At 74.8% G+C, this 18,061-nt stretch carries 12 protein-coding genes; 5 read left to right on the top strand and 7 right to left on the bottom strand.

All coding sequences use genetic code 11. The features are described 5' to 3' along the window. The first annotated feature begins 1 nt into the window (after position 1). The 4 genes from ACF1ED_RS09570 to ACF1ED_RS09555 are packed head-to-tail and all read left to right on the top strand — an operon-like array spanning position 2 to position 4,147. Positions 2-1,672, top strand: coding sequence for an FAD-dependent oxidoreductase (locus ACF1ED_RS09570; RefSeq protein ID WP_391758307.1), 1,671 nt, complete (start codon positions 2-4; stop codon positions 1,670-1,672). Beyond that, positions 1,669-2,472 (top strand): glucose 1-dehydrogenase, encoded by an 804-nt coding sequence (locus tag ACF1ED_RS09565; RefSeq protein WP_391758305.1) that lies wholly within the window; start codon positions 1,669-1,671, stop codon positions 2,470-2,472. Before ACF1ED_RS09570 ends, ACF1ED_RS09565 begins: the two co-directional genes overlap by 4 nt. Further along, positions 2,472-3,236, top strand: a complete 765-nt coding sequence (locus tag ACF1ED_RS09560) for an SDR family NAD(P)-dependent oxidoreductase (protein WP_391758303.1) — start codon at positions 2,472-2,474, stop codon at positions 3,234-3,236. Before ACF1ED_RS09565 ends, ACF1ED_RS09560 begins: the two co-directional genes overlap by 1 nt. Continuing rightward, positions 3,233-4,147, top strand: a complete 915-nt coding sequence (locus tag ACF1ED_RS09555; RefSeq protein WP_391758301.1) for an alpha/beta hydrolase — start codon at positions 3,233-3,235, stop codon at positions 4,145-4,147. Before ACF1ED_RS09560 ends, ACF1ED_RS09555 begins: the two co-directional genes overlap by 4 nt. A 69-nt stretch (positions 4,148-4,216) precedes the next feature. On the opposite strand, the gene ACF1ED_RS09550 is transcribed toward ACF1ED_RS09555, so the two are convergent. From ACF1ED_RS09550 to ACF1ED_RS09525, 6 genes are all read right to left on the bottom strand, one after another. Further along, the gene (locus tag ACF1ED_RS09550) at positions 4,217-5,836 is read right to left on the bottom strand and encodes a flavin-containing monooxygenase (RefSeq protein WP_391758299.1); all 1,620 of its coding nucleotides are present in this window, start codon (positions 5,834-5,836) and stop codon (positions 4,217-4,219) included. Between the two features lie 11 nt (positions 5,837-5,847). After that, complete coding sequence (locus ACF1ED_RS09545) at positions 5,848-7,395, bottom strand: FadD3 family acyl-CoA ligase (RefSeq protein WP_391758297.1); 1,548 nt, start codon at positions 7,393-7,395, stop codon at positions 5,848-5,850. Between the two features lie 185 nt (positions 7,396-7,580). After that, positions 7,581-9,029, bottom strand: a complete 1,449-nt coding sequence (gene argG, locus ACF1ED_RS09540; protein ID WP_391758295.1) for an argininosuccinate synthase — start codon at positions 9,027-9,029, stop codon at positions 7,581-7,583. A gap of 89 nt (positions 9,030-9,118) precedes the next feature. Next, the gene (locus tag ACF1ED_RS09535) at positions 9,119-12,208 is read right to left on the bottom strand and encodes a glycoside hydrolase family 3 N-terminal domain-containing protein (RefSeq protein WP_391758293.1); all 3,090 of its coding nucleotides are present in this window, start codon (positions 12,206-12,208) and stop codon (positions 9,119-9,121) included. Positions 12,209-12,344: 136 nt separating this feature from the next. Next, positions 12,345-14,255, bottom strand: coding sequence for a ricin-type beta-trefoil lectin domain protein (locus ACF1ED_RS09530; RefSeq protein ID WP_391758291.1), 1,911 nt, complete (start codon positions 14,253-14,255; stop codon positions 12,345-12,347). Positions 14,256-14,699: 444 nt separating this feature from the next. Then, the gene (locus ACF1ED_RS09525) at positions 14,700-15,710 is read right to left on the bottom strand and encodes an endonuclease/exonuclease/phosphatase family protein (protein ID WP_391758289.1); all 1,011 of its coding nucleotides are present in this window, start codon (positions 15,708-15,710) and stop codon (positions 14,700-14,702) included. Positions 15,711-15,900: 190 nt separating this feature from the next. Here ACF1ED_RS09525 and ACF1ED_RS09520 point away from each other — a divergent pair, with 190 nt between their 5' ends. Continuing rightward, positions 15,901-16,668: an NPP1 family protein gene (locus ACF1ED_RS09520; protein WP_391758287.1), complete on the top strand. Its 768-nt coding sequence runs from the start codon at positions 15,901-15,903 to the stop codon at positions 16,666-16,668. Between the two features lie 18 nt (positions 16,669-16,686). Here ACF1ED_RS09520 and ACF1ED_RS09515 read toward each other — a convergent pair whose 3' ends face one another. After that, positions 16,687-18,051: an ROK family protein gene (locus ACF1ED_RS09515; protein WP_391758285.1), complete on the bottom strand. Its 1,365-nt coding sequence runs from the start codon at positions 18,049-18,051 to the stop codon at positions 16,687-16,689. Positions 18,052-18,061: the final 10 nt, after the last annotated feature.

Raw genomic sequence — 18,061 nt, 5'->3', positions numbered from 1 at the left:
GATGAACAGCACCTGGGACCACACCTACGACGTGGTCGTGGCCGGCTCCGGCGCCGCCGGCCTGGCCGCGGCCCTCACCGCCCGGCTGCGCGGACTGACCGCCCTGGTGGTGGAGAAGACCGGCGCCTACGGCGGCTCCACCGCCCTGTCCGGCGGCGCCGTCTGGGTGCCCGGCAACTTCCACCTGGACGCCGCCGGACTCGGCGACACCCCGGAGAAGGCCCGCGCCTACCTGGACGCCACCGTCGGCGACCGCGTCCCCGACGCCCGCAAGGACGCCTACGTGCGGTACGGACCGCGCATGGTCCGGGAGTTCCACGACCGCACCGACGTCCGCTTCGTCTACACCCCCGGCTACTCCGACTACTACCCGGAGCGCCTCGGCGGCTACCCGCAGGGCCGCTCCGTCGAACCCGAGGTCTTCGACCTCAAGAAGCTCGCCCCCGAACGCCGCGCCACCATGCGCCGCGCCGGCCTCCCCACCCACGGCCTCACCATCACCTCCAAGGACTTCCACGACCTCAACATGGTCGGCCGCACCTGGGCCGGCCGCCGGACCGCCGTCAAGGTCGGCGTCCGCGCCGCCAAGGCCCTCGCCACCGGCCGCCGGCCGCTCTCCCTCGGCGAGGCGCTGATCGCCCGCATGCGCCACTCCCTCGACCGCCTCGGCGGAGAACTCTGGCTCTCCGCACCCCTGACCGGCCTGGTCGAGGAGGACGGCCGGGTCACCGGCATCCGGATCCGCAAGGACGGCCGCGAGCTCACCGTCCGGGCCACCGGCGGCGTGGTCCTCGCCTCCGGCGGCTTCTCCCACGACCAGGCCCTGCGCGAGAAGTACCTGCCGGCCCCCACCTCCGGCGCCTGGAGCGCCGCCGCCGACGGCCAGACCGGCGACGCCCTGGAACCCGCCCTCGCCCTCGGCGCCGCCCTCGACCTGATGGACCGGGTGTGGGGCGCGCCGACCGTCGTGCCCCCGGGGGACAAGCCCTTCTTCCTCGTCGCCGACCGGGGGATCCCCGGCATGGTGATCGTCGACTCGGCGGGGGAGCGGTACGCCAACGAGGCCGCCCCCTACCACGAGTTCGTCGACGCCATGTACGCCCACCAGGCCCGCGGCGGAGCCACCGCCGTGCCGTCCTGGCTGATCCTCGACGCCACGGCCAAGTCCCGGTACCTCTTCATGGGGCTCTTCCCCGGACAGCCCTTCCCCGCCCCGTGGCGGGAGAGCGGCTTCGTCAAGCAGGCCGCGACCGTGGAGGAGCTGGCCGCCCTCATCGGCGCCACCCCCGAACGGCTGCGCGCCACCGTCGACCGCTTCAACGGCCACGCCCGGGCCGGCCGGGACGAGGACTTCCACCGCGGCGACAGCGTCTACGACCGGTACTACGGCGACCCGACCCTGCCCAACCCCAACCTGGCGCCGCTGGAGAAGGGCCCCTTCCACGCCGTCCCGGTCCACCCCGGCGACATCGGCACCAAGGGCGGCCTCGTCACCGACGCGTCCGCCCGCGTCCTGCGCGAGGACGGCACCGCCATCCCCGGCCTGTACGCCTCCGGCAACGTCTCCTCCGCCGTCATGGGCGAGACGTACCCGGGCCCCGGCGCCACCATCGGCCCCGCCATGACCTTCAGCTGGCTCGCCGTCAACGACATCGCGGAGCACCGCGCGTGACCGGCCCGGTCACGGACACGGCGCTGCGCGGCCGCACGGTGATCGTCACCGGCGGCGCCCGGGGACTCGGAGCGGCGGCCGCCCGCGCGGCCGTCGCCGCGGGGGCCCGCGTGCTGGTCACCGACATCCTGGAGGACGAGGGCCGGGTGCTCGCCGGGGAGCTCGGCGACCGCGCCCGGTTCCTCCGGCACGACGTCATCTCCGAGGACGACTGGCGGGCGGCCGTGGCGCACGCCTCCGCCACCTGGGGCCGGGTCGACGGCCTGGTCAACAACGCCGGGATCTCCGGCGGCTCCCACGCCCTGGAGGAACAGACCGCCGAGGCCTTCCGCCGGGTCGTCGACATCGACCTGACCGGGGTCTTCCTCGGCCTGCGGGCCGTGATCCCGGCGATGCGGGAGTCCGGCGGCGGATCGGTCGTCAACGTCTCCTCCGCCGCCGGCCTCATGGGCCTCGCCGGGACCGCCGGATACGGAGCGGCCAAGTGGGGCGTCCGCGGCCTCACCAAGATCGCCGCCGTGGAACTGGCGGCCGCCCGCGTCCGGGTCAACTCCGTCCACCCCGGCATGATCCACACCCCCATGACCGCCCACCTCGGCCTCGGCACCGGCGAGGGCGGCTACCCGGCCGCCCCGATGGGAAGGGTCGGCGCACCCGAGGAGATCGCCCGCGCGGTCGTCTTCCTGCTCTCCGACGCCGCCTCCTACGTCACCGGAGCCGAACTCGCCGTCGACGGCGGCTGGACCACGGGCCCCGTGCTCAGGACCGCCCCCACCACCGCTCCCCGGGAGGACCGCTGATGCCCGTCGACCTGACCGGCAAGGTCGCGCTGATCACCGGCGCCGCGCGCGGCATGGGCGAGGCCGAGGCCCGCCTCTTCGCCGCCCTCGGCGCCCGCGTCGTCCTCACGGACGTGCGGGAGGAGGAGGGCGCGGCGACCGCCGCGTCCCTCGGCGCCGCCGCCCGCTTCGTCCGCCACGACGTCACCGACGAGGCGTCCTGGAGCGCCGCCGTGGCCGCCGCCGTCGACGGCTTCGGCCGGCTCGACGTCCTCGTCAACAACGCCGCCGTCTACTCCACGTCCCCCATCGAGGACGAGGACCCGGCCCGCCTCGACACCCTCCTGCGAGTCAACCTCGCCGGCCCCTTCCTCGGCATCCGCGCCGCCGCCCCGGCGCTGCGCGCGAGCGGCGGCGGGTCCATCGTCAACATCTCCTCGCAGGCCGGCCTCCAGGGCATCTGGGGCCACGGCGCCTACGGCGCCGCCAAGTGGGGACTGCGCGGACTGACGAAGACGGCCGCCCTCGAACTCGGCCCTGACTCCATCCGCGTCAACTCCGTCCACCCCGGCGCCGTCGCCACCGCCATGACCGCCCACCTGGGCACCGCCTCCCACCCCGCCGCGCCGCTCGGCCGGGTCGGGGAACCCGAGGAGGTCGCCCGGCTGGTCGCCTTCCTCGCCTCCGACGACTCCTCGTACCTCTCCGGCGCCGAACTCGCCGTCGACGGCGGCGCGTCGGCCGGCCGCATGCCCCTCCTGGCCCCGAAGGAGACCGACGCGTGAACCCGCCCGCCCCCGAGGTCCGGGCCCTCATCGACCTCGCCGCCGGCCAGTTCCCCCCGCTGGGCACCACCATGACCGACATCGCCGAGGTGCGGGCCTTCTTCGCCGCCCGCCCCCGGCCCGCCGGCCCCCCGCTCCCCGTCGCCCGCGTCACCGACCGGGACGCCGACGGCGTGCCCGTCCGCGTCTACGAGCCGGGCACCCGGGAGGACGCCCCCGTGGTCCTCTTCTGCCACGGCGGCGGCTTCGTCCTCTGCGACCTCGACAGCCACGACGCCTTCTGCCGGGCCCTCGCCGGCGCCACCGGCGCCACCGTCGTCTCGGCCGACTACCGGCGCGCCCCCGAGCACCCCTTCCCCGCGGCGCCCGAGGACGCCTACACCGCCCTGCTGTGGACCGCCGCGACGCACCCCGGCCGCCGGCTCGCCGTCGCCGGCGACAGCGCGGGCGCCCACCTGGCCACCGTCGTCGCCCTGCTCGCCCGCGACCGCGGCGGCCCCCGGCCCGCCTTCCAGGCGCTCTACTACCCGATGCTGGACCCCGCCCGCTCCCGCCCCTCGCACCGGGAGAACGGCCAGGGGTACTTCCTCACCGCCGACCACCTGCGCTGGTACTGGGACGCCTACCTGCCCGACCCCGCCGACCGGGTCCTGCCGCACGCGGCGCCGCTCGCCCACGCCGACCTCGCCGGGCTGCCGCCCGCGCACGTCGTCACCGCGGGCCTGGACCCGCTGCGGGACGAGGGCGTCGCCTACGCGGAGGCGCTCGCCGCCGCCGGGGTCGCCGTGGAGCACCACCACTACCCGGGCATGTTCCACGGCTTCCTCTCCATGGCCGGCGGCCTGCCCGAGGGCGCCGGGGCCCGCGCGACCGCGTTCGCCGTCCTGCGCGCCGCCCTCGCGGACGACTGAGCCCCGCGCCCGTGCCCCCGTGCCCACCCGACCGGTGGGCACGGGGGCACGGGCGCGTCCCCGGCTCCGTCACGGTCCGATGAGGTCGAACCCCTCGTAGCCGTTCTCCGCGACGCCCGCGATGATCTCCCCGTACACCGCGAAGCCCCCGATGAACGGCATGAACACCCGCGGCTTTCCGGGGATGTTGGCGCCCAGGTACCAGGAGTCCGCCGCCGGGAAGAGGGTGGCCGCCGCCCGGTCGCGGCACTCCGCGACCCACTTCTCGACGGCGTCCTCCCGCGCCTCGATCCCCCTCAGGCCGTGCGCGTCGAGGTGGCGCAGGCAGTCCGCCAGCCAGTCGACGTGCTGCTCGGCGCAGAGCACCACGTTCGCCATCACGGACGGGCTGCCGGCCCCGGTCAGGCTGAACAGGTTCGGGAAGCCGTCCACGCCCAGGCCCAGATAGGTCCGGGGGCCGGCGGCCCAGTCGTCCCGCAGCAGGCGCCCGCCGCGCCCCCGCACCTCGATCCGGTCGAGCGCGCCGGTCATCGCGTCGAAGCCGGTGGCGAAGACCAGCGCGTCCAGCTCGACCAGGGTGCCGTCGGCCAGCACGACCCCGCGGCTCTCGATCCGGTCGATCGGGTTCTCGCGCAGCCCGACCAGACGGACGTCGGGCCGGTTGAACGTCTCGTAGTAGCCGGAGTCCGTGACGATCCGCTTGGTGCCGATCGGGTGGTCGGTGGGGACCAGCAGGTCGGCGACGGCCGGGTCCGCGACGAGGCCCCGGACCTTCTCCTCCCAGAAGGCGCGCGCCGCGTCGTTGGCCGCCGGGTCGGTGAGCTGGTCGGGGAAGGTCTTGGAGTACAGCACCCCGCCGAGCCGCCAGCGCTCCTCGAACGCGGCCCGCCGCTCCTCCTCGGACACCTCGAAGGTCCCCGAGGGGTGGGCCCGGTGCGGCGAGCCGCCGCCGCTGAGCCGCGCCAGCCGCCGCCGCTCGGCGTACCCGGCCTTCTGCGCGGCGCGCGTCTCCTCGTCCAGGGGGCGGTTGCCGGCCGGGACGCTGTAGTTGGCGCTGCGCTGGAAGACCGTCAGGTGGGCGGCCCGTTCGGCGAGGAGCGGCACCGCCTGGATGCCGGACGAGCCGGTGCCGACGACCCCGACCCGCAGGCCCGTGAGGTCGACGCCCTCGTGGGGCCACGCCCCGGTGTGGTGGACGGGGCCGGCGAACTCCGCGGCCCCCGGTATGTCCGGGCGGTGGGTGGCGGAGAGGCAGCCGACGGCGAAGACGCAGAACCGTGCCGTCACCGTCTCGCCCCGGTCCGTGCGGACCGTCCACGTCAGCGTCTCCTCGTCGAGCTCGGCCGAGCGGACCGAGGTGCCGAAGGAGTAGGCGTCGCGCAGGGCGAAGCGGTCGGCGACGTGGCCGAGGTAGCGGAAGATCTCGGGCTGGGTGGCGTACCTCTCGCTCCAGTCCCACTCCTGCTGGAGCTCCCCGTCGAAGGAGTACGAGTAGTCCACCGACTCCACGTCGCAGCGGGCGCCGGGGTAGCGGTTCCAGTACCAGACCCCGCCCACGTCGTCGCCGCGCTCGAACCCGCGCACGCGCAGGCCGAGTCCGCGCAGCCGGTGCACGGCGTACAGGCCGGTGACCCCCGCCCCGACGACGATCACGTCGACATCGGTGGGGGTGGTGGTGCCGTCGTTCACGTGCGTGCTCCTCATCCGCCGGCGGGGTTCCCCGCCAGCCGTCGCAGGGCGCCCTTGTCGACCTTGCCCGCCGCGTTGTGCGGGAGGGCCGGGAGCGTGTGGAAGGCGCGCGGGGCCTTGAAGTTGGCCAGGCGCCCACGGGTGTACGAGGTGAGTTCGGCGGCGTCGATCCGGGCGCCGGCCGCGGGGACGCAGTACGCCACGCCGACCTCGCCGAGCCGCCCGTCCTGGACGCCGACGACCGCCGCGTCCAGGACGGCCGGGTGGGCCCGCAGGATCTGCTCGACCTCCGCCGGGTACACGTTGAACCCGCCGACGACGAACATGTCCTTGAGCCGGTCGGTGATCCGCAGGAAGCCGCGGGCGTCGAGGACGCCGACGTCGCCGGTGCGCAGCCAGCCGTCCGGGTCCACCGCCTCGGCCGTCGCCCCGGGGTCGTCGAGGTAGCCGCGCATCACGTGGAAGCCGCGGGTCAGGATCTCGCCGGGCTCTCCGGGCGGCGCGTCGACGCGCAGTTCGGTGCCCTCCAGGGCGGTGCCGGAGGTGTGGGCGAGCGTCTCGGGCGACTCGTGCGGCGGGCAGATCGCCACCACCCCGGTCGATTCCGTCAGCCCGTAGGCGGTGGAGACGGCGCGGGCGCCGAGGCACGTCCTGATCTGCTCGATGAGGGCGGTCGGGATGTTCGCCGCGCCCGTGACCGCCATGCGCATCGCGCTCAGGTCGTACGAGGCGCGGTCCGGGTGGTGGACGAGCGAGGTGAAGACGGTGGGCGCCCCGGTGAGGACGGAGATCCGCTCGTCCCGCATCAGGGCGAGGACCTTCTCCGCGTCGAAGACCGGTTCGGGGACGATCGTCGCCCCGTGCAGCAGGCAGGCGAGGACGCCCGCCTTGTAGCCGAAGGCGTGGAAGAAGGGGTTCACCAGGAGGTAGCGGTCGCCGCGCCGCAGGGTGACCGTGCGCGCCCAGGCGTCGTACACGCGCAGGTTCTGTCCGTGGGTGGCGGGGACGCCCTTGGGCCGGCCGGTGGTGCCGGAGGTGAAGAGGACGTCGGCCGGGTCGTCCGGGCGGACGGAGGCCGAGCGGGCCAGCCGCTCCGCCTCCGTCACCCGGTCCGCGGCGGCCAGGAACTCCGGCCAGTCCTCCGCGTGCAGGGCCACCGTCCGCTCCAGGTGCGGCAGTTCCTCGCCGGAGTCCTTGAGCAGCGCGCGGTAGTCCGTGCCCAGGAAGTCGTGCTCGGTGAAGAGCAGTCTGGCGCGGGAGCGGCGCAGGATGTCGGCGGCCTCGGCCGCCCGGTAGCGGGTGTTCACGGGGACGAGGACGCCCCCGGCGGCCACCGCGCCGAGCGCGGCCACCACCCACCGGGCGCTGTTCGGCGCCCACACGGCGACGGCGTCGCCGGGGCGCAGTCCCCGTGCGATCACCGCCCGGGCCAGCTCGTCGACGCGGTCCCGCAGTTCCCGGAAGGTCCAGCGGTCCCCGCCGAGGACGAGTGCCTCCTCGTCCCCGTAGGCGTCGGCCGCCCAGTCCGCGAGCCCGGCCAGAGTCTTGGCGCCCCTCATGATCCGTCACGACCTCCTTGTGTGGATCCACGACGGAGGGGAGCCTCGCAGGCGGGGGCGGCCCGGCGCAGGAGCCGTTTCCCGCTGACCGGGAACATCGGCGGGGGCCGGGCGGAGGGGCGGCACACGCCGAGGAGGGGCGGCACGGGCCGCCCCTCCTCGGGTGTCGCTCGGATCGCCGGGGACTAGTCGGTGCCGGTCTCCATGGCGGCGCGGTCGAGCGCCGTCTCCTCGCTGTCGGGGGTCTCGCCGCGGGAGGCGATGACCTCGGCGCCGCCCTCGGTGAGCGAGCCGATGAGGCCGGTGGCGGCGGCCTGCGCGGCGCCGACGGCGGGGCTGCCGGCGCCGATGAGGCCGATGCCGGCGTACTGCTCCAGCTTGGCGCGGGAGTCGGCGATGTCGAGGTTGCGCATGGTCAGCTGGCCGATCCGGTCCAGCGGGCCGAAGGCGGAGTCCTCGGTGCGCTCCATGGACAGCTTGTCCGGGTGGTAGCTGAAGGCCGGGCCGGTGGTGTCGAGGATCGAGTAGTCCTCGCCGCGCCGCAGCCGCAGGGTGACCTCGCCGGTGACGGCGGCGCCGACCCAGCGCTGGAGCGACTCGCGGATCATCAGCGCCTGCGGGTCCAGCCAGCGGCCCTCGTACATGAGGCGGCCGAGCCGGCGGCCCTCGTTGTGGTACTGGGCGAGGGTGTCCTCGTTGTGGATGGCGTTGACGAGGCGCTCGTAGGCGGCGTGCAGCAGCGCCATGCCGGGGGCCTCGTAGATGCCGCGGCTCTTGGCCTCGATGATCCGGTTCTCGATCTGGTCGGACATGCCCAGGCCGTGCCGGCCGCCGATGGCGTTGGCCTCCATCACCAGGTCGACGGCGGAGGCGAACTCCTTGCCGTTGACGGTGACGGGCCGGCCCTGCTCGAAGCCGATCGTCACGTCCTCGGGGGCGATCTCGACGGACGGGTCCCAGAACCGCACGCCCATGATCGGGTCGACGGTCTCGACGCCGGTGTCCAGGTGCTCCAGGGTCTTCGCCTCGTGGGTGGCGCCCCAGATGTTGGCGTCGGTGGAGTACGCCTTCTCGGTGGAGTCCCGGTAGGGGAGGTCGTGGGCGACGAGCCACTCCGACATCTCCTTGCGGCCGCCGAGCTCGGTGACGAAGTCGGCGTCCAGCCACGGCTTGTAGATCCGCAGGTGCGGGTTGGCCAGCAGGCCGTAGCGGTAGAACCGCTCGATGTCGTTGCCCTTGAAGGTCGAGCCGTCGCCCCAGATCTGGACGTCGTCCTCCATCATCGCCCGCACCAGGAGGGTGCCGGTGACGGCGCGGCCCAGCGGGGTGGTGTTGAAGTAGGCCCGGCCGCCGGAGCGGATGTGGAAGGCGCCGCAGGTGAGCGCGGCCAGCCCCTCCTCGACCAGCGCGGCGCGGCAGTCGACCAGGCGGGCCACCTCGGCGCCGTAGGTCTGGGCGCGCCCGGGCACCGAGGCGATGTCGGGCTCGTCGTACTGGCCGATGTCGGCGGTGTACGTGCAGGGGACCGCGCCCTTGTCACGCATCCACGCGACCGCGACGGAGGTGTCGAGACCACCGGAGAAGGCGATGCCGACGCGCTCGCCGACGGGAAGGGAGGTGAGAACCTTGGACATGGCAATAGTATGCATGAATCCGCATGGCTATGCAATGCAGGGGGGTCCGGTGGCCGGCCCCGGAGGGGGCCGGCCACCGGACCCCGTGCTCAGCCGGCCGCTCGGTAGGCCACGGTCAGACGCGCCACCGCGCCCGCCGGGTCACCGGACAGCAGCCGGTGGTCGGCCTCGGCGAACGGCTTCGCCACCGCCTCCGTGACCTCCTGCCCGATGCGATCCTGCACCAGCAGCCGCGCCCGGGCCACCAGGCGCCGCGCCTCGGGTGAATCGCCCCGCCCGGCGGCCTGGAGCACCCGGGCCGCCAGCCCGAGGGCCTTCAGCGTGGCCTCCCCGCCCCTCGGCGCCTCCGTCAGGGTGGTGAGCCCCCAGCCGTACGGGTACTGCGGGGCGTACGAGGCGTCCCCGACGTTGATCGGCAGCTGGGCCTCCGACCGGGGCCAGGTCACCGGCAGCTGCCCGGTGAACGGCTTCCGTCCGTAGAGCACGTCCGCGACGCCGTCGCCCTCCGTGCCCGGCAGCCAGGACGCCACCAGCGCGTCGATGCCCGGCAGCAGGTCGCCGACCAGCTGCGGGCGCCCCGAGACGACCAGCACCGCGCACGGCATCGCCGCGCACACCCGGTCCACCGCCGCCCGGTCGGCGGCGCTCAGCTCCAGGTCGTGCCCGTTCCCGACGTCCCCGACGCCCTCCGCGTACGGCGTCTCGCCGACCACGACGACCCCGGCGTCGTACCCCTCGACCGGCGCGGAGGCGTCCTTCGACCAGGTGAGCCCGGGCGCGGCCTTCCGCATCCCCTCCAGGATCGTGGTGCCGGTGGTCCGCTTCCCGGAGCCGCCCTGCCAGCTGATGGTCCAGCCGCCGGTCTGGTTGCCCAGGTCGTCGGCGTTCGAGCCGGCCACGTAGACCTTCTGCGAGGCCTTGAGCGGCAGCACCCCGCCCTCGTTCTTCAGCAGCACCTGCGAGGCCGCGGCGGCCTCGCGGGCCACCGCCCGGTGCTCGGCCGAGCCGACCGAGGAGAGGTGGGTGGTGTCCGCGTACGGCTTCTCGAAGAGCCCGAGCCGGAACTTCTGGGTGAGGATCCGGGAGACGGCGTCGTCGATCCGCGGGACCGGGATCCGGCCCGCCCCGACCTCGGCCACCAGGGTCCGGGTGAAGTCCTGGTAGTTCGTCGGCACCATGATCATGTCCAGGCCGGCGTTGACCGAGGTCCGCACGTCACTGGGGTAGTCGCCGGGGATCTGGTCGATGGCCTGCCAGTCGCTGATGACGAAGCCCTCGAAGCCCATCCGGTCCTTCAGCACCCCGTTGATCAGCTCCGCGTCGGCGTGCATCTTCACCGGCCCGCGGCCGTCCCCGATGACGTCGACCGAGGAGTACGAGGGCATCACCGTGCCCGCGCCCCGCCTCACGGCCTCCGCGAACGGCGCCAGGTGCACCGCCTCCAGCTCCTCGCGGGTCACCCGGGTGACGCCCTGGTCGATCGTGTACGAGCCCGTCGTGGACGAGCCGAACTCCGTGCCGCCGTCGCCCACGAAGTGCTTGGCGCTGGTCAGCACCTTGTCGTTCCGGTCCAGGTCGCGCCCGTCGGCCGCGCCCTGCATCCCCTGGATGACCGTCTCCATCGCGGTCACCAGCGCCGGGTCCTCGCCGAACGCCTCGTACGACCGGCCCCAGCGCTCGTCCCGCGACACGCACAGGCAGGGCGCGAAGTCCCACGGCACGCCGGTGGCCCGCACCTCCTTCGCCGTCACGGCGCCGGTCCGCGCGGCGAGGCTGGGGTCGCGGGAGGCGCCGATGCCGACGTTGTGCGGCATGATCGTGGCCCCGGCCACGTTGTTGTGCCCGTGCACCGCGTCCACGCCGTAGACCAGCGGGATCTGGAGGCGGGTCGCGCGGGTCCGCAGCTGGTAGCCGTCGATCATCCGCGCCCACGCCTCGGGCGTGTTGGGGGAGGGCACCGAACCGCCGCCGGAGAGCAGCGAGCCGAGCGCGTACCCGGCGATGTCACCGGGCGCGCGCAGGGCGTTCCGCTCGGCCTGGGTCATCTGCCCGGCCTTCTCCGCCAGGGTCATCCGGGACAGCAGGTCGGCGACCCGCCGCTTCACCGGAAGCCGGGTGTCGAGGTACGGCAGCCCGTGCGCGTCCACCACGACGACCGGGTCCTCGGCGGGGGCCTTCGCCCCCTCGACGGTCAGCCGCACCGGGATCGTCTCGGCCGCCTCGGCGGACCGGTCCCGCACCGTCTCCACGGTGATCGAGCGGGTGGTGCCGGAGGGCGTCCCGGCCGGGAAGACGAGGCTGCCGGCCACCGGCCGGTAGTCCTTCCCCGCCTCGGCGGGCCCGGCGTCGTCCGTCGTGTACGCGACGGTGACCGGCTGGTCCGTGGGCGCCGCGCCCGTCGTGTTCAGGGTGACGTCGATCCGGGCGGCGGAACCCTCCGCCACCGGGTGCACGGCCGCCCCCGTGACCACCTGCGTGGTCAGCGCCGGATCGGCCTTCCCGTACAGCTCCACCCCGTCGAGCGCGAACGAACCCGGCGCGCCCGTCGGCAGGGTCAGCGCGTACCCCCACATCCGGTCGAGGCCGAGGACCTGGTCGATGCCGCCGACCGGCTGGTAGTCGGCGCGGTAGGCGAAGGACGAGAAGGGCAGCTCGACCAGGTGCCAGCCCTCCCAGTCGTCGGTGAAGGAGGTCGTCCACAGCTCGGACGCCTCGCCGTTCGCGCCGCCGTCCTTCAGCTCGAAGTTGATCCGCTTGCCCGAACCGGGCGGCAGCGGCGCGGTGTTCTGCCCGTACCACCAGAAGCGGATGCCCCGGTGGGCGGTCCAGTCCTCGGCCGGCTCGTCGAAGGCGAAGTCGTGGGTGAAGCCGCCCCAGGCGCTGATGTCGTAGCGGCCTTCGAGGACCTTGTCGCCCTCGGGGGCGTCGGCCCGCTCGGCGAGCGCGAGCGCCGGATGGTCGTCGGCGTCGCCGCCCCAGGTGAAGATCCCCTCGGCGGGCGGCCCCGCGAAGGGCACCTCGCCCTCGAAACGGTCGACGGCGCGGGGCGGCGGCCCGTCGTCCGCGCCGGCGGCGGCGCCGCTGGGCCCGGCCCCGACGAGTCCGGCGATCAGCGCGGTGACGGCGGTGGCGGCGACCCCTCGGGCGCGCGCTCTCCTGCGGTGGTGCGGGTGCGGCATGCGGTGCTCCTGGAGACGGAGGTGCGGGGGAGACGGGGGCGGGGGCGTGACACCCCGGCCCCGGCGAACCGGATCGAACCGGATCGGACGGGCCCTGACGGGTCCGGCCCGGCCCCGGTGGGCCGGGCCGGGGAGGTCAGGACGCCTGGTGGGTCCACTTCTGGTTGGCGCCGCCGGTGCAGGTCCAGATCTGCGCCCGGGTGCCGTCGGCGGAGGAATTGCCGGTCACGTCCAGGCACTTGTCGGCCGCGGTGTTCACCACGTCGTGGGTGACGGGGTCGTACCGCCACCGCTGGGCGCCCGTCCCGTTGCAGGTGTAGAGCTGCACCTTGCTGCCGTCGGCGACCGCGCCGCCGGTGACGTCGAGGCACTTGCCGAGCGCCCGCACGCTGCCGTCGGCGGCGAGCGTCCACCGCTGCGCCGCCGTGCCGTTGCAGCCGTGGAGCTGGACGGCGGTGCCGTCGGCGGTCGCCGCCCCGGCCACGTCCAGGCACTTGCCCGCGAGCCCGGTCAGCGCCCCGGCGGGCGTGCCGCCGCCCGGCGTCCCGGACCAGGTGAAGGTGGCGGTGGTGTGCGCGGGGAGGCCGTACGTGAAGGACTGGCCGCCCCAGTCGACGCGGACGGACTGCGTGGAGCCGCCGCGGTTGTGCGCGATGAGCGCCTTGGAGCCGTCGGGGTTGCGCCAGGCCACGTTCTGCACGGTGGCGTTGTCGGTGGAGGCGATCCGGTACGCCCCCGGCCGCACGAACTTGGTGAGGTGGCCGGTCGTGTAGTACTCGACCGTGTAGTCGACCTGCCCGGCCCGCGCGCCGCCCTCCTGCACGGTGACGAGCCCGGTGCAGGTGCCGCAGCCGCCGTTGTGCGGGCCCATGTCCTGGTTGAGCGCCAGGCTCCACTTGACCAGGCTGCCGCTCCAGTTGCGGGCGTAGGAGACGATGTCCTTCAGGTCCTCGTCGTGCTGGTTGCCGATCCAGGTGCCGCCCGAGTGCTCGGTGCTGAACTGCCGCACCGCCGGGTACTGGTCGTGGACCTGGCTGCCGACGGCGGGGTCGCCGAAGTAGCCGTGCCAGGCGATGCCGCCGAAGAGCGGGTCGTTCCGGACCCCGGCGTCACCGAGGATCCCCGCGCCGAAGTTCGCGTAGTCGCCGTAGTTCCAGTCGTGGACGAGGACCTTGGTGGTGAGGCCGGCGGCGCGCAGCGCCGGGTAGAGGTGGTTCTTGGTGAACTCGACGAGCCCGGAGGGGTTCCAGCTCATGCCGGGGTAGTTCATGGCGGTGGGGTTCCCGGCCTGGCAGCAGTTCGGCTCGTTCTGCACCGAGAGGTAGTCGACCTCGATCCCCGCCGCCCGGTAGCTCTGGACGTACTTGACCAGGTACTGGGCGTAGGTGGGGTAGTGCTCCCACTTGAGCCAGCCCATCTGGTCCATCCGGCCGTTGTCCTTCATCCAGCCGGGCGCGCTCCAGGGCACGCCCTTGACCCGCAGCGCCGGGTTGAGCTGCTTCGCCTGCGCGGTCAGCAGCCGCACGTTCGTGTCGTAGCCGTTGGCGCCGAAGTCGTTCAGGTCGCAGCAGGTGTCGTCGAGGGAGACGTTCCCCGGCCGGGAGAGGTCCGAGGCGCCGATGGGGTTGCGGACGAAGGAGAGTCCGATGCCGTCGGTCGGCGAGAAGAGCTTGCGCATCACCTCGTCGCGGGTGGCGGCGCTGATCGCCCCGCCACGCAGGAGGTGGGCGGTGGTGTCGGTGATCGAGGCGCCGCCGCCCTCGAACTGCTGGTAGGTGGTGGACTCGTCGACGGTGATCGTGTGGCTCGCGCCGCCGCCGGCGGGGCCGAAGGCGAGCGGGGCCTGGGGGGCGAGTCCCCGCGTGACGGTACGTCCTCCGGCGTCGGAGGTGGTGGTCAGCCAGACGTCCACCCGCTCCCCGGCCGCCTGCGCGGTGCCGGGGGCGGTGAGGACCAGGCCGGTCGCCACGAGGGCGCCGGTGAGGAGGGCGGCGAGCGAGCGGGGGCGCGCCCGGTGGCGCGCACCCCGCAAAAGATTGAGCTGCACCTGACAACCCTTTCGTCGAGGCGGTGCCGCGGTGCCGTACGGATCCGGCCCGCCCGGGCCCGTACGTGTCCCGCAAAGCGGCAAGCCTTTTATCAAGCTGTGAACTTATGGAGGCGCCGAGCCCCCGTCAACCCCTCCCGCCTCCAACTCCCGAAGTCTCGAAAGGGTGTTGCGCCCCTTCCGGCGGGCCCGGGGTGGTGACGCGTTCGGGAGGTTACGGGGGCGGGGGACCCGCTCCCGCACCCTCGTCCGCGCCCGCGCGCGGCCCCGGACGGGAGCGGACCGGCCGCCCGCGCCGGGGGTGGCGAGAAGCCGTCGGCGGTCGGAGACGGCCGTGCCCGTCCCGCGCCAGGGGGGCGGATCCATGCCGGGTTCGCCCCCGGACCCGTGAAGCGGCGGCAGCCGGGCCCCGCCGGGCGGCCGGTCCGGTGCGGAGGCCGAGTCTCAGGGGCGGGTCGGGCCGTGCAGGGAGACCCGGACCAGCACCGGCAGGTGGTCGCTCCCGGTGGCCGGAAGGGTGCGGACGGCGGGGACGTGGGCGCCGCGGGCGAGGACCTGGTCGATGCGGGCCAGGGGGAGGGCGGCGGGGTAGCTCAGGGCGAGGCCGCGCTCGGGGGCGGCGAGGCGTGAGGTCAGCGGGGCGAGGCCGCGGTCGTCGACCGTGCCGTTGAGGTCGCCCGCGAGGACGACCCGGGCGGAGGCCTCCGCCGCCAGGATCCCGCCGAGGAGGGCGGCGCTCTCGTCGCGGCGCGCCGAGCCGAGTCCGCCGGGGCCGAGGCGGACGGACGGCAGGTGGACGACGTACGCCGCCACCTCCCCGTACGGCGTGCGCACCTCGGCCCGCAGCGCCCGCCGCCACGGCTCCGTGATGTCCCGGGGCCGGATGTCCAGCGCCCGGGCGCCGGTGAGCGGGTGGCGGGACCAGAGTCCGACCGTGCCCTGGACGGAGTGGTACGGGTAGCGGGGCGCGAGCGCCTGCCGGTAGACGGCGAGGGCCGGGTCGACCAGCTCCTGGAGGGCGATCAGGTCGGCGCCGCTGTCGGCGAGCGCCCGGGCCGTGCCCTCCGGGTCGGCGTTGTCGTCGGCCACGTTGTGCTGGAGCACGGTGAGTTCGCGCGCGCCGGGCGGGGGCGCGGGCAGCAGCAGCGGGCCGAAGGACAGGGTCCAGGCGGCGGCGGGGAGGAGCAGGGCGAGCAGTGCCGCGCGGGCGCGGCGCACCGCCGCGCAGAGCAGGAGCAGCACGGTGAACGGGCCGAGCCAGAAGAGGAAGGACTCCAGGAGGCTGCCCAGCCGCCCCGGGGCGTTCGGCACGAACCGGTGCAGCGCGAGCAGCCCGGCGGTGACGACGCCGAGCCCGGTGAGCAGCCACCCGCGCCGGCGTCCGCCGCCCGGCCCGCGCCGGAACGCCCGCGGCCACCTCGTGCCCGGTTTCCCTTCCCGCCCCGCCACAGCCATCCGCCCTTTCCCCGGTCGTCCTTCGGTCTTCCCCCGGCGTCCCTGATCAGGACGTTCCAGGCCGGTCCGCGGTTGCCGGCCGTTTGACGGCGACTTGGAGTGGGCATGTCAGCGCGCGACCGTCCGGTCCACCACCCGCCCCACCGCACGACCCACCCCCCATCGCCTCGACCCCCTCAGGGAGCCGGAGTTGAAGACCACGCGCCGTGTCACGAAGGGGGCCGCCGTCCTCGGCAGCGCCCTCGCGCTCCTCCTCGCCTTCCCGGGCGGCGCCCTCGCCGCCCCGCCGCCCGCGCTCCCGGCGAACGCGGACGCCCTGGAGCAGACCTATCAGCCCGCGTACGACTACGACACCGACGGCTGCTACCCGACCGCCGCGATCGGCCCGGACGGCACCCTCAACCCCGGACTCAACCCGTCCGGCACGGTCAGCGGCCAGTGCCGGGACTCCTGGGACCTGACCAGCACCAACGGCTACTCCCGCGCGCTCTGCAACAACGGCTGGTGCGCGGTGCTCTACGGCCTGTACTTCGAGAAGGACCAGGCCGTCTGGGGCAGCGGGCTCGGCGGCCACCGGCACGACTGGGAGCACGTCGTCGTCTGGATCCAGAACGGGCAGGCCCAGTACGTCTCCACCTCGAACCACGGCTCCTTCACCGTCCACGCCCGGGACCGGATCCGCTGGGACGGCACCCACCCGAAGATCGTTTACCACAAGGACGGCATCGGCACCCACTGCTTCCGGGCCGCGAACGGCAACGACGAGCCGCCCGAGAACCACCAGGGCACCTGGCAGTTCCCCGCGCTCGTCGGCTGGAACGGCTACCCGCCCGGCCTCCGCGAGAAGCTCAGCCAGGCCGACTTCGGCAGCGCCCACTTCGGGCTGAAGGACGGCAGCTTCGCCTCCCACCTGGCCTCGGCGAAGCCGGCCGGAATCCCCTTCGACCCCTACGCGTAGCCGGCGCGGGGCCGGGTCTCAGGTGGTGACCCGGTCCCGCAGCGCCGTCTGCCACGCGGGCGCCGGGATGCTGGGCGCCCGCTCGGGGCGGCGCCCGCCCTGGGCGAAGAAGTCGACCAGCGGCAGCAGCCCGGCCCCGACCGTCACCGCCTCGGGACCGAGCGTGCCGAGCGCGATCTCCGTGCGCCCGCCCGGGTGGCGGAGCGCGTAGGCGCGGGCGTAGGCCGTCACGGAGCCGAGGAAGCGGCTGCCGAGCTGGAGCCCCGCCCAGCCGCCGACGAGGATCCGCTCCGGCTGGAAGAGGTTGATGAGGTCGGCCAGCCCCGCCCCGAGGTACTCGGCGGTCTCGTCCAGCACCGCGAGCGCCACCGCGTCCGGGGCGTCCGGCGCGGGCGGGGCGGTCCCGGCGGGCGGGGGGCCGGACCGCCGGGGGTCGGAGGCCCCGCCGTCCGCCGGGTACGCCGCCGCGAGCATCGCGGTCAGGGCCGTCTCCTCGTCGGCGCCGGCCGGCGGCTCGCCGCCCGCCTCCCGCCACCGTTCGAGCAGCGCCTCCGCGCCGGCGTAGGCCTCCAGACAGCCCTGGGCGCCGCAGCGGCAGCGCCGGCCCCGGACGCGCACCGTCAGGTGGCCCCACTCCAGCGCCCGCCCGGGGCCCAGCGGGTCCGTGACCACGCAGGCGCCGACGCCGGAGCCGAAGAGCACGGCCACGGCGCTGCGGGCGCCGCGCCCCGCGCCGAACCACATCTCGGCCTGACCGAGGGTCTTCGCGCCGTTCTCGATCCGGTACGGCACCTCCGGCGGCAGGTCCACCGCCTCCCGGAGCAGCCGCTCCAGCGGGACCGCGTCCCAGCCGATGGTCTGGCCGTGCACCACCGCCCCGTCCTCCGGGGTCCGCTCGACGATGCCGGGGACGCCGATCCCGACGCCCAGCAGCCGCTCCGAGGGGACGCCGGCCGTGCGCAGCACCTCCGCGATGCCGTCCCGCAGCAGCCGCACCACGAGCCCCACCTCGTACCGCCCCGTCCTCGGCCCCGAGGTCGCCAAAGGGCGCTCGGTGCGGGCCAGTTCGGTGAGGGCGAGGTCGAACAGCTCGATCCGCACCCGGGTCTCGCCGATGTCGACGCCGATCATGCAGCCGCTGTCCGGCGCGATCCGCAGCAGGGTGCGGGGCCGCCCGCCGGCCGAGTCGACGCTGCCGGCCTCCTCGACGAGCCCTTCGGCGACCAGTTCCGCGACCACGTTGCTGATCGACCCGGAGCTGAGTCCCGTCGCGGGGCCCAGCGTCAGCCGGCTCATCGGGCCGTCGAAATAGAGCCTGCGCAGCACCGCCGTCCGGTTCTCGCGCCGCAGGTCGCGCACCGTGCGGCCACTCTTCCCGTGCACTGTCGTCCCC

This window comes from Streptomyces sp. NPDC014656 (assembly GCF_043084305.1).
Taxonomy (GTDB): Bacteria; Actinomycetota; Actinomycetes; order Streptomycetales; family Streptomycetaceae; genus Streptomyces.
Note: the sequence above shows the minus strand (reverse complement) of the source record. Positions and strands in the feature narration are given on the sequence as shown.